Origin of the sequence: Methylobacterium oryzae (genome assembly GCF_021398735.1) — a bacterium.
Taxonomy (GTDB): domain Bacteria; phylum Pseudomonadota; class Alphaproteobacteria; order Rhizobiales; family Beijerinckiaceae; genus Methylobacterium.
Window position 1 is genome coordinate 1,454,646 of sequence record NZ_CP090349.1, and the last position, 12,048, is coordinate 1,466,693.

The 12,048-nt window shown below is 70.2% G+C and carries 10 protein-coding genes; 7 read left to right on the forward strand and 3 right to left on the reverse strand.

What is annotated here, in order from left to right:
* The first annotated feature begins 241 nt into the window (after positions 1–241).
* From fliI to LXM90_RS06990, 3 genes are all read left to right on the forward strand, one after another.
* Positions 242–1,594: a flagellar protein export ATPase FliI gene (gene fliI, locus LXM90_RS06980; RefSeq protein ID WP_020092905.1), complete on the forward strand. Its 1,353-nt coding sequence runs from the start codon at positions 242–244 to the stop codon at positions 1,592–1,594.
* 149 nt (positions 1,595–1,743) lie between these two features.
* Positions 1,744–2,151, forward strand: coding sequence for a flagellar export protein FliJ (gene fliJ, locus LXM90_RS06985; protein WP_012322462.1), 408 nt, complete (start codon positions 1,744–1,746; stop codon positions 2,149–2,151).
* Between the two features lie 143 nt (positions 2,152–2,294).
* On the forward strand, positions 2,295–3,362 hold the full coding sequence (locus LXM90_RS06990) for a lysylphosphatidylglycerol synthase domain-containing protein (protein WP_020092903.1): 1,068 nt from the start codon (positions 2,295–2,297) through the stop codon (positions 3,360–3,362).
* Positions 3,363–3,550: 188 nt separating this feature from the next.
* Here LXM90_RS06990 and flhA read toward each other — a convergent pair whose 3' ends face one another.
* On the reverse strand, positions 3,551–5,698 hold the full coding sequence (gene flhA / locus LXM90_RS06995) for a flagellar biosynthesis protein FlhA (RefSeq protein WP_020092902.1): 2,148 nt from the start codon (positions 5,696–5,698) through the stop codon (positions 3,551–3,553).
* 237 nt (positions 5,699–5,935) lie between these two features.
* Here flhA and LXM90_RS07000 point away from each other — a divergent pair, with 237 nt between their 5' ends.
* The gene (locus LXM90_RS07000) at positions 5,936–6,532 is read left to right on the forward strand and encodes a hypothetical protein (protein WP_020092901.1); all 597 of its coding nucleotides are present in this window, start codon (positions 5,936–5,938) and stop codon (positions 6,530–6,532) included.
* A gap of 40 nt (positions 6,533–6,572) precedes the next feature.
* Here LXM90_RS07000 and LXM90_RS07005 read toward each other — a convergent pair whose 3' ends face one another.
* Positions 6,573–7,814 (reverse strand): capsule biosynthesis protein, encoded by a 1,242-nt coding sequence (locus tag LXM90_RS07005; RefSeq protein ID WP_026604889.1) that lies wholly within the window; start codon positions 7,812–7,814, stop codon positions 6,573–6,575.
* Positions 7,815–7,954: 140 nt separating this feature from the next.
* The gene (locus LXM90_RS07010; RefSeq protein WP_012322467.1) at positions 7,955–8,608 is read right to left on the reverse strand and encodes an ABC transporter ATP-binding protein; all 654 of its coding nucleotides are present in this window, start codon (positions 8,606–8,608) and stop codon (positions 7,955–7,957) included.
* Between the two features lie 395 nt (positions 8,609–9,003).
* Between LXM90_RS07010 and LXM90_RS07015 the strand changes: the two genes are divergently transcribed.
* The 3 genes from LXM90_RS07015 to LXM90_RS07025 all read left to right on the forward strand — a co-directional run bounded on the left by LXM90_RS07015 (position 9,004) and on the right by LXM90_RS07025 (position 12,046).
* Positions 9,004–9,477, forward strand: coding sequence for a PAS domain-containing protein (locus tag LXM90_RS07015; protein WP_020092899.1), 474 nt, complete (start codon positions 9,004–9,006; stop codon positions 9,475–9,477).
* Positions 9,478–9,532: 55 nt separating this feature from the next.
* Positions 9,533–10,783: a formyl-CoA transferase gene (frc, locus tag LXM90_RS07020; RefSeq protein WP_020092898.1), complete on the forward strand. Its 1,251-nt coding sequence runs from the start codon at positions 9,533–9,535 to the stop codon at positions 10,781–10,783.
* Positions 10,784–10,867: 84 nt separating this feature from the next.
* A complete protein-coding gene (locus LXM90_RS07025) occupies positions 10,868–12,046 on the forward strand; it encodes an HPP family protein (protein ID WP_020092897.1) in 1,179 nt (392 codons plus the stop codon).
* The last annotated feature ends 2 nt before the right edge of the window (positions 12,047–12,048 follow it).

Consider the following 12,048-nt stretch of genomic DNA (forward strand, 5'->3'; position numbering starts at 1 on the left):
AGAAACACCGTTCCTCCGGCCTCGCCCTCGGCCCCGATTCCGATCCGCCCCCGTCCAGGCCGCTCGCCCCCTTCGGCGTAAGTACTTCCTGCGCAACGGTTCGATCCCCGGTGTTGTCCGTCGGACACACCGGTACGACTTCGTCGGGCGCGATTGTGGTCGCGCCCCGGATCGAGCCGCTACGAGCCCGTGACCCGCAGTGTTAAGGAGGCCGGTAAACGAAGCGTTGAGAGCCAGGCCGATGACACAGGATCCGGCAAGATCCGTTGCTTCGCTCGCGTCGGCGCAGGCCGCCCTCGAGCGGATCGAGGTGCTGGAGACGTTCGGGCGGGTCGTGGCGATCCGCGGCCTGCTGGTGGAGGTCGCCGGACCTGTGGCCGCGATGCGACTCGGTGGCCGGGTCGACGTCGAGGGTGCTAACGGCCACGGGCTGGTGCCCTGCGAGGTCATCGGGTTCCAGGGCGATCGGGCGCTCGCGATGCCGTTCGGCTCGCTCGAGGGCGTGCGGCGCGGCTGCCCCGCCTATGTCCGCGACGAATCGGCCGGCGCGATCCGGCCCTCCGGCGCTTGGCTCGGCCGGGTGATCGACGCCCTCGGGCGGCCGGTCGACGGGCTGGGCCCCCTTGTGCAGGGGCCCGACGTCTACCCCCTGCGCGCGGACCCGCCCCCCGCCCACGCCCGCACACGCGTCGGCGGACCGCTCGATCTGGGCGTCCGGTGCATCAACACCTTCCTGACCATGTGCGCGGGCCAGCGGATGGGCATCTTCGCCGGGTCCGGCGTCGGCAAGTCCGTGTTGCTGTCGATGCTGGCCCGCTACACGGCCGCCGATGTGGCGGTGATCGGCCTCGTGGGCGAGCGCGGCCGCGAGGTGCAGGAATTCCTCCAGGACGATCTGGGCGCCGCGGGGCTCGCGCGCTCGGTGGTCGTGGTGGCGACCTCCGACGAGCCGGCCCTGATGCGCCGGAACGCGGCCTACGTGACCCTGTCGGTCGCTGAGCACTTCCGCGATCAGGGCGCCAAGGTCCTGTGCATGATCGACTCGATCACGCGCTTCGCCATGGCCCAGCGCGATATCGGCCTCGCCGCCGGCGAGCCGCCCACCGCCAAGGGCTACACGCCGACCGTCTTCTCGGAGCTGCCGCGCCTGCTCGAGCGCGCCGGTCCAGGGGTGGGGCAGGGCACGATCTCGGCCCTGTTCACCGTCCTGGTCGAGGGCGACGACCACAACGAGCCCGTGGCCGACGCGGTGCGGGGCATCCTCGACGGTCACATCGTCATGGAGCGCGCCATCGCGGAGCGCGGGCGCTACCCGGCGATCAACGTTCTGCGCTCGGTCTCGCGCACCATGCCGCGCTCCTGCGACCCGGCCTACCTCCCGGTCGTGCGGCGGGCGCGGCGGCTGCTGTCGACCTACGCCGACATGGAGGAGCTGATCCGGCTCGGCGCCTACCGGGCGGGCTCCTCCCAGGAGGTCGACGAGGCGGTCGCGCTCATGCCCGATCTTGAGGCTTTTCTGGGGCAGGGTAAGGAAGAAGCAACGTCCATCGGCGATGGTTACGCACGGCTCACCGAGATCGTCGGCAGGGCCTAGGCACCATGGGCCGGGGCGTTAACGCTTCGGCGCGATCATGGTGCACGTGGGGGATCCGGGCGGGTTTGCCGTGGGCAGGCTCGCACACAGGCTCGGTCCGGGCACGATCCCGGGCGCGGCCTCAAGCGTTGCGTGGAGTGAGCGTCCTGATGAAATCGCGTGACACGCTGATCCGCCTGCGCCGCTTCCAGGTCGACGAGAAGCGCCGGCGCGTGACCCAGATCGAGATGATGATGGCCGACTTCCAGCGCATGGCGGTGGAGCTCGATCGCGAGGTCGCCGTCGAGGAGGCCCGGGCCGGAATCACCGACGTCGGTCACTTCGCCTACCCGACCTACGCCCGGGCCGCGGCGACGCGCCGGGACAACATGATCCAGTCCGCCCAGGCGCTCGAGGGTCAGCTCGCCGAGGCGAAGGCCGAGCTGGGCGAGGCGTTCGAGGAGCTCAAGAAGGTCGAGATCCTGAACGACCGCGAGCGGACCGCCGAGCGCGCTGCCGAATCGGCCCGCGATCAGGCCGCCATGGACGGGATCGGCCTCAACCGCGCCCGGGGCTGACGCGGCCCGTCGGACCGCTCGGCCGGCTTCCGCGGCACGAAACCGTCACGATCACCTGACAAGGGGGATCGCGGCGGCGCCATGCCGCTTGCAGCGCGTCGCGTGCCGGCGCATCAGGGGCTCTCCCCAGGGCGTCGGTGTTCATGAAGAAGATCAGCGAGTTCATCTGGCCCTTGATCGGCCTCGCGGCCGTCGTGATATCGGGCTACTTCCTCTACCAGGAATTGAAGACGACCTCGCTCGCGGCGATCTGGGCCGCGATCCTCGCGATCCCGCCCCACCGGATCCTGCTGGCGGCCCTGTCGACCCTGGTCGCCTACGCGGCGCTCGCCTGGTACGACCGGATCGCCCTGCTGCATCTGGGCGTGCGCCACATCTCGTGGCTCTTCGTCTCGCTCTGCTCGTTCACGACCTACGCGCTCTCGCACAATATCGGCGCCTCGGTCTTCTCGGGCGCCCTGGTCCGCTACCGGGCCTACACGGCCAAGGGCCTGACGGCGGCGCAGGTCGCCGTGCTGGTGGCGCTCTGCTCGTTCACGTTCTTCCTCGGGACCGTCCTCCTCGGCGGCTTCACGCTGGTGGTCGATCCGAACCTGCTGACGCGCCTCGAGGGCAAGCTCCCGGGCTTCCTCACCGATTCCAAGACCGCGCTGATCGTCGGCATCGGCATGCTGGGCTTCGTCGGGCTGTACGTGATCGGCTCGATCCTGCACCTGCGGCCGCTGCACATTCGGTCGTTCAAGCTCGAATATCCCCGGCCCGGCATCATGGGGCGCCAGCTGCTCGCGGCGCCGCTGGAGCTCCTGGGCGCGGCGGGCATCATCTACTTCGCCCTGCCGGAGGCGATGAACCCGGGCTTCATCCCGGTCCTGGCGATCTTCCTGGCCTCCTTCTCGGTGGCGCTGGCCTCGCACGCGCCGGGCGGCCTCGGCGTGTTCGAGATCGTGTTCATCACCGCGATGCACATCACCGACGAGGCGCAGAAGGACGCGATCATCGCGGCGGTGATCATCTTCCGGATCTTCTACTTCTGGCTTCCGGCCCTGGTCTCGGTGATCGTGGTGATCGCCTTCGAGCGCTCGCGGCTGGCCGCGGCGATCGGCTCGGCCGCGCACGGGCCCAAGGCGGCCGCCGTGCCGGAACCGCCCGTCGTCGTTCCCGGTCTCGACGCGCACGAGTTGGAGCGGGAGCTCAAGCAGAAAGCGATCTGAGGGCCTGACCGCCGTCTCGACGCGGGGGTGACGCCGCCGCCTCGGCCCCCGCGCGCCACACCGCGAAACCCGGGATCGCTTCGCCCGCGCGCTTCGTCTGCGCGCGGCGCGCGCCGATCCCGTAATTGCTCCCTCGGCCCGTGCGCCGGCACGAGTCTGCCCACGCCGGTGTCGCGGCCCCTGGGTCCTCAGATCGAGTTCACCGTCCGCAGCCGCGCCCGCGGGTGGATCTCCGCCTGGCTCATCACCGGCGTCTCGCGGCGGAAGCGCTCGATGATCGAGCGCACGAAAGGCCGCGTCTGGGCGGAGGTGACGAGCACCGGCATCTCGCCCTGGCGCGCCGCCGTCTCGAAGCGGTCGCGCACGGTGTTGACGAACTCGCTGAGCTTCGAGGGCTGCATCGCGAGGTAGCGCTCCTCGCGCTCGCCGACGATCGACTCCATGAACGCCTGCTCCCAGGCCGGCGACAGGGTGATGATCGGCAGCATGCCGTTCGGGTCCTGGTACTGTGCGCAGATCTGCCGGCCGAGGCGCGCCCGGACGTGCTCGACCACGTCGCGGGGGTTCTTCACCGCGCCCGCCACCTCGGCGATCGCCTCCACGATCGCCCCTAGATCGCGGATCGAGACCCGCTCGGCGAGCAGGAACTGCAGCACGCGCTGGATGCCGGTGGTGGAGATCTGCGACGGCACGATCTCCTTGAGCAACTCGGCGTGCTCCTTGGGCAGCTCGCGCAGCAGCTTCGAGACCTCGACGTGGTTGAGGAGCTCGGAGACGTGGGCCTTGATGATCTCGGTCAGGTGCGTCGACACGACGGTGGCGGCATCGACCACGGTGTAGCCTTTGAGCTGCGCTTGGTCGCGCAGGGCCGCGTCGATCCAGGTTGCCGGCAGGCCGAAGGTCGGCTCCAGCATGTGTTGTCCGGGCAGCTGGACCTGACCGCCCATCGGATCCATCGCCATGAACTGGCCCGGGAAGATCCGGCCGGTGCCCGCCTCGATCTCCTTGACCCGCACCACGTAGGCGTTGGCGTCGAGCTGGACGTTGTCGAGGATGCGCACCGACGGCATCACGAAGCCGAGTTCCGCGGCGAGCTGGCGGCGCAGGGCCTTGATCTGGTCGGTGAGCCGGTCCTGGCCCTCGCCGTTGACCAGGGCGAGGAGCGCGTAGCCCATCTCGAGCTTGAGGTCGTCGAGCTTCAGCAGGTCGGTGACCGTCTCCTCCTTGGCGGCGCTCGCCGCGGCGACCGCGGCCGCATCCATCGGGGCGCCCAGGGCGTCGAGCGGCGGCGCGAGCTTGGCGGTCTTGTTGATGCGCCACGCTGCGTAGCCGGCCCCGCCGCCCAGCAGGACGAAGGGCAGCATCGGCATGCCGGGCAGGAGGGCGATCAGCAGCATCACCGCGGCTGACATGCCCAGCGCCTTGGGATAGTGCGCGAGCTGCTTGCCGAGCGCCTTGTCGGCGGCGCCGCGCACGCCGGCCTTCGAGACCAGCAGGCCCGCCGCCGTCGACACGATCAGCGCCGGGACCTGGCTCGCGAGGCCGTCGCCGATCGTCAGCAGGGTGTAGCTCTTGGCGGCCTCGCCGAAGCTCAAGCCCTGCTGCGCCACCCCGATGATGATGCCGCCGACCACGTTGATGAAGGTGATCAGCAGGGCCGCCACCGCGTCGCCGCGCACGAACTTCGAGGCACCGTCCATGGCGCCGAAGAAGGAGGATTCTTCCTCGAGCGCCGCGCGCCGCGCCTTCGCGGTCTTCTCGTCGATCAGGCCGGCCGACAGGTCGGCGTCGATGGCCATCTGCTTGCCGGGCATCGCGTCGAGGGTGAAGCGGGCCGCGACCTCGGCGATGCGGCCCGAGCCCTTCGTGATCACCACGAAGTTCACGATGATCAGGATCGCGAACACGATGATCCCGATGACGAAGTTGCCGCCCATCACGAAGTGGCCGAAGGCCTCGATGACGTGCCCGGCCGCCGCCGTGCCCTCGTGCCCGTGCCCGAGGATCAGGCGCGTCGAGGCGAGGTTGAGGGCGAGCCGCAACATCGTGGCGATGAGCAGCAGCGTCGGGAAGACGGTGAATTCCAGCGGGTTGTCGATCGACAGGCCGGTCATCATGATCAGGACCGACAGGATGATCGACACGGCCAGCAGCAGGTCGAGCAGGATCGCCGGCAACGGGAAGATGAGGACCGCCAGGATCCCCAGCACGCCGGTCGCGAACAGCAGGTCCGACCGCTTCGACAGCGCCTGGAGATCGCCGCGCGTCGGCAGCGCGAGCTGGCCGAGGACGGCCGCCGCTCCTGTCTGTGCCGGCACGCTCGCCGTCTCTGCCATCGCTGCCATCCGCTGCCGTTCGCCCGGGACAGGCCCGGGACGTACCCGGCAAGATCTGCCGAGCGGATGGTTAGCGCGGCGTTAAGATGGGGCCGGCGCTCGCGGGAACCCGGGCCGCCGCGATCGCTTGATCGGTCGGCGAGAGCGTCGATCCGGCATCCGACCGCGCCCGCGTCCGGGCCGCCCGCGCCGCCGCCACGTCTCCGGGCCCAGGCCCGGACATACCGGGAGAGCTCGATGGCCCTGCGCGCCCTGACCGCCCTGTTCGACGATTACGACGCCGCCGCGGGGGCGGTGGACCGGCTGGAGGCCGCCGGCATCCCCCACGCGGACATCAGCATCATCGCGAATCGCAACGAGCCCGCGGTCCCGCCGCGGGCGCCCGGGACCGCCGTTCCCCGACCGGTGGACGCGGCGGATTCCGCCGGCACCGGAGCCACGGTCGGCACGGTCCTGGGCGGCGGCGCCGGCCTGCTCGCTGGGCTGGGCCTCCTGGCGATCCCGGGGCTCGGGCCGGTGGCGGCGGCGGGCTGGCTCGTCGCCACCGTGACGGGCGCCGGCGTGGGCGCCGCGGCCGGCGGCCTGATCGGCGGCCTGACCGCCGCGGGCCTCAGCGCCGACGAGGCCGAGACCTACGCCGAGGGCGTGCGTCGCGGCGGTACCCTGGTGACGGTGCGCGCCGACGAGTCCCGGGCCGAGCGCGTCCTGTCCATTCTCGACCAGGCAGGGTCGATCGATCTCGACCAGCGCGCCGAGGGCTGGCGCGCCCAGGGCTGGACCGGCGGCACCATCGGCCCGGCGGCGGATGACCGGGGCACCGGGGCCGGCCGCTGAGGATACCGGACCGTCCCGGGCGAACCCGGCGGGACGCGCGTTAGGTCATCATCTTCCGGGCGAACATCGCGGCGCCGAACAGGACGCCGGCGCCCGCGGTGATCAACGCGATCATCAAGAGCCGCCGCGGTTCGGTGGAGGATTCGGCCTTCACCGGCTCGACGATCGGGCTGAAGAACTCGATCTGCCGGGCCGCGATGATGCGCGCGCGCTCGTGGGCGGTCAGCACCTGCTGATAGTACTTCTCGGCGTTCTTGCGGTCGTTCTCCAAGACCTCGAACTTGGTCAACGCGTCGGAGAGCAGGCGCTTCTGCTCCGGATCCTGGCTGGCGGATTGCCGCTCGATCCGGGCGATGTTGTCGTCGAGGTCCTTCATCTGCTGCTTGATGTCGATGATCCGGCGGGCGTCGGGACCGAGGTCCCGCTGCCCGATCGCGAGCTGGAGCGCGAGGTTGATCCGCGAGGCCCGCATCTCGGCGATCATCTTGACGTTGATGTCGTTCGTCTTCTGCGCGTCGAGCACGCCCTCGCGGTTGCGCAGGTCGCGCGTCGCGAGGCGGATCTTGGTCATGCGCTCCTCGGCGAGCCGCAGCTCCCGCGTGCTCTCGGCGACGGCATCCTCGCGCGACTTGACGCTGAGGTCGTTCACCTTGCGCTCGGCCTCCTTCATGATGGCCTTGGCGATGGCGAGGGATTCCTGGGGATCGAAGGCCTCGACCTCCACCGACAAGATGCCGGATCCGGCCTCGACCTCGACGCCGACGCGCCGCTTCCAGTAGCGGACGAACTTCTCGATCGGCTTCTCCGGATCGAAGCGCGAGAAGTAGTCGATGGACTCGCTGCTGAACCACTGGCGCAGCGGAAGCTGCGCCTCGAGGAGCTCCAGCATCGGACGGCTGAGGATGAACTCGCGCGTGATCAGCGTGTCCTGCGCCACCATCTGGTTCGCCATGCCGGAATTCGTCCCGCCGGTCTCCGAGGACGTCTTCTCGGCGGAGCCGATGGCCGGCCGGATCGCGAATCGCGCCTCGCTGACGTAGCGGTCCGAGGCGATCAGGCCGTAATAGGCCGCCCCGGCGAGCGTCGGCAGCAGGAAGCAGACGACGAACAGGATCGGGATCCAGGGATCGTTCTTGGCGTCGGCCTGAAAGGACCGGATGCCCTTCTTGCGGTCGGCGAAGCGCGACATGCGCGCGATCTGCCGCAGCGACTCGCTCACCGCCTGCTGGCGGTCCGCGGGCGTGACCGGCTGCCCCTCGGCCTTCCGGATCTCCATGTTCATGGTCTGATTCCCGGCCTCCCCGGCCTCGAAGGTCGACCCGTTACCGGGATCCCGCGCGCGCCGCACCCGGCGCCGCGACCGTCTCTCGCACGGCGAGGCGGCAAAAGCATGTCGTCGCGGTCCGGCCGCCGCCGGCGCGGTCAGGCGTTGAGGCGCCGGTACACCTCGATGGCGTCGTTCACGTCCTCGTAGATGATCGCGCGACCGTTCAGCAGGACCAACCCCTGCGTGCACCACTGCCGGATGGTCTCCATGGAGTGCGAGACCATGATGATGTCGGCGTTCTTCCGGCGCTGCGAGAAGACCTCGTCGCAGCGCTTCGAGAACCGCGCGTCGCCGACCGAGGTGATCTCGTCGATCAGGTAGCAGTCGAACGGGATCGCCATGCTCATGCCGAAGGCGAGCCGCGCGCCCATGCCCGACGAGTACGTGTAGATCGGCACGTCGAGGTAGCTTCCGAGTTCCGAGAAGTCCTCGACGAAATCGAGCACCTTGCGCGGGTCCTCGCCGTAGATGCGCGCCACGAAGGTGACGTTGTCGCGCCCGGTCATCTTGGGATGGAAGCCGCCCGCGAAGCCGAGGGGCCACGAGACCCTGAGGCCGCGGTGGATCCGGCCGCGCGTCGCGTCCTCGGTGCCGGCGATCAGCCGCATCGTGGTGGATTTTCCGGCGCCGTTGATGCCGAGGATGCCGTAGGACACGCCCGGCTTCAGGGTGAACGACACCTGTTCCAGGATGGTCCGCCGGTGGCCTTCCGTCCGGTAGACCTTGCTGACTTTCTCGAAACGGATCACCGAAATGGTCTCCCGGGCGGTGTGCCGAACCGCCGGTCCGAGCTGCCTGACGGGCGGAGTCCTGCTCGCTGAAAGCGGCAAATCTGAGAAGGACATGAGCGCCTTGCCGCGTCGCGCGGCGGCGGTCGAACGGCGCGCGTCGGCCGACGGCTTCGCCCGGAAAGCTCCACCGGCCGCTTGAAGAAAAGTGCCACCTGTCACCCCGTCGGTTGACGCCATTCTCCATTTGGCATACCAAATACCAACCGAAGAGGGCGGGTGACAGCCCTTCAAGGATGCGGGACCGGAATTTTACCGCCGTTTCCGCGCGTGACGTTCAGGAAGGGCCGCCCCATGACAAGGCGCCGGACTGCCGCGATCCACCTCTCATCCGCGCCGCCGACCGGGTGGCGCCCATGACGGCGACCGGGCCGACCCTGGCCGCGCCCGGTTCCCTCGAGATCCACGGTCTGGCCGAGGCGATCGGCGACGCGGTGGTGGTGTCCGATCCGGACGGCGCCATCACGGTCTGGAACCCGGCCGCGGAGCGCATCTTCGGCTTCACCGCCGCCGAGGCTCTGGGCCAGACCCTCGATCTGATCACACCCGAGCGGCACCGACGCCGCCACTGGGACGGCTACGCCAAGACCATGCGCACCGGCGTCACCCGCTACGGGGCAGAGACCCTGAGGGTGCCGGCGCTCCACAAGGACGGCCGCCAGCTCTCCATCGCCTTCACGGTGGGGATGGTGCGGGACGCCTCCGACCGGGTGACCGGGATCGTCGCCGTGATCCGCGACGAGACCGAGCGCTGGGCCGAGGAGAAGCGCCTGCGCCAGCGCGTCGCCGAACTCGAAGCTTCCTCGGATCCGGCCCGTCGGGCGCCTTGAGCCCGCCGGACGATCCGAAGGACCCGATCACCGAACCGCACAGGGAGAACGCCCAATGAGCAAGCCGCTGGAAGGCATCAAGATCATCGACTTCACCCACGTCCAGGCCGGCCCGGCCTGCACGCAGCTCCTCGCCTGGTTCGGCGCCGACGTGATCAAGGTCGAGCGCCCCGGCGCCGGCGACGTGACCCGCACGCAGCTGCGCCACGTCGAGGACGCGGACGCGCTCTACTTCACGATGCTGAACTCCAACAAGCGCTCGCTCACCCTCGACACCAAGACCCAGGCCGGCAAGGAAGTCCTCGAGAAGCTCATACAGGACTCCGACGTCATGGTCGAGAACTTCGGACCCGGCGCCCTCGACCGGATGGGCTTCTCCTGGGCCCGCATCCAGGAGCTGAACCCGGGCATGATCCTCGCCTCGGTGAAGGGCTTCTCGGACGGCCACCACTACGAGGACCTGAAGGTCTACGAGAACGTCGCCCAGTGCGCGGGCGGTGCCGCCTCGACCACGGGCTTCTGGGACGGGCCGCCCACCGTCAGCGCCGCCGCGCTCGGTGACTCCAACACCGGCATGCACCTCGCCATCGGCATCCTCACGGCGCTCCACCAGAAGAACAAGACCGGCAAGGGCCAGAAGGTCGCCGTGTCGATGCAGGACTCGGTGATCAACCTCTGCCGCGTGAAGCTGCGCGACCAGCAGCGCCTCGACGCGCTCGGCTACCTCGAGGAGTACCCGCAGTACCCCCACGGCGAGTTCTCCGACGTGGTGCCGCGCGGCGGCAACGCGGGCGGCGGCGGCCAGCCGGGCTGGGTGCTGAAGTGCAAGGGCTGGGAGACCGACCCGAACGCCTACATCTACTTCACGATCCAGGGCCACGCCTGGGCGCCGATCTGCAAGGCGCTCGGCAAGGAGGAGTGGATCACCGACCCGGGCTACAACACGCCGCGCGCCCGCCAGGACAAGATCTTCGACATCTTCAAGACGATCGAGGAGTGGCTCGCCGACAAGACCAAGTTCGAGGCGGTCGACATCCTGCGCACCTACGACATCCCCTGCGCGCCGGTGCTGTCGATGAAGGAGATCGCCGAGGACAAGTCCCTGCGCGAGAGCGGCACCGTCGTCGAGGTGGCGCACCCGAAGCTCGGCAAGTACCTGACCGTCGGAAGCCCGATCAAGTTCTCCGACATGCAGGTCGAGGTGAAGGCGTCGCCGCTGCTCGGCGAGCACACCGATGAGGTGCTCGCAGACCTGGGTTACACCCAGGAGCAGATCCGGGCGATGCACGAGGCCCGCGCGGTCTGATAAGGACCGCCCGACTTCAGCGACCCTGAGACAGGACGGCGCTCCCCGGGGCGCCGTCCTTTTCACGTGCGAGCCCCGGATCCGATGCGCGCATTCCTCAGCCGTTTCCTGCCGGAGCTGACCCCGGTCAGCAAGCGCGAGCGCCTGCGCTCGGCGGCCGGTGCCCTCGTGGGCATCCTGGCGACCGGCTTCGTCTGCCGGGTCTCCGTCCCGGCCGAGGCCCTGCCGGTGCTGATCGCCCCGATGGGCGCCTCGGCGGTGCTGCTCTTCGCGGTGCCGGCAAGCCCTCTGGCGCAGCCCTGGTCGATCCTCGGCGGCAACATCGTGGCGGCGCTCGTCGGTGTCACGGCGGCGGCCTGGATCGGCGACCCGTTCGTGGCGGCGTCCTGCGCCATCGGGGTGGCGATCGCGCTGATGATGGCCCTGCGCTGCCTGCACCCGCCGAGCGGGGCCGTGGCGCTGACGGCGGTGCTCGGCGGCCCGGCGATCCGGGAGCTGGGCTACGGCTTCGTGCTGTGGCCGGTGGCGGTCAACTCGCTGCTGCTGCTGACCACCGCCCTGCTGTTCAACAACCTCACCGGGCGCGCCTACCCGCACCTGCGCCCGGCCGGGCCCCGGACCGCCGATCCGCCCTCGGACGCCCGGGTCGGCTTCCGGGCCTCGGACCTCGACGCCGCGCTGGAGGATTTCGACCAGCTCCTGGACGTCGATCGGGGCGACCTGGAGCAGATCCTGCGGCGCGTGCAGATGCGGGTCTACGGCCGCCGCTCGGGCCCGATCACCTGCGCGGCGATCATGTCGCGCGACGTGATCGCGGTGGCGCCGGACGCGCCGCTCTCCGAGGCCATGCGGCTGCTGCGCCGTCACCGCATCAAGGCGCTTCCGGTCACCGACGAGGGCGCGCGCGTCCTCGGCATCGTCACGCAGACCGACCTGCTCGACAAGGCCGCCTGGGACCGGAACGGGCCGCGCCTCGGTCTCGGCCGCCGCCTGCGCCTCACCGCCGAGCGCGGCCGCGCCCCCCACGGCTGCGCGGCCGACATCATGAGCGCGGTCGAGCCGGTCGGTCCCGACACGCCCGTGGCCGCCCTTGTGCCGCGGATGTCGGAGGCGGGGCTTCACCACCTGCCGGTGGTCGACGACGACGGCCGCCTGGTCGGGATCGTCTCGCAGACCGACCTGATCCCGGCGCTCCTGTCCGAGGCCGACGCGCCCGAGGCGCCGATCCGCGCCCGCGCGCCGGCCCGGGCCGCGCTGGCCTGACC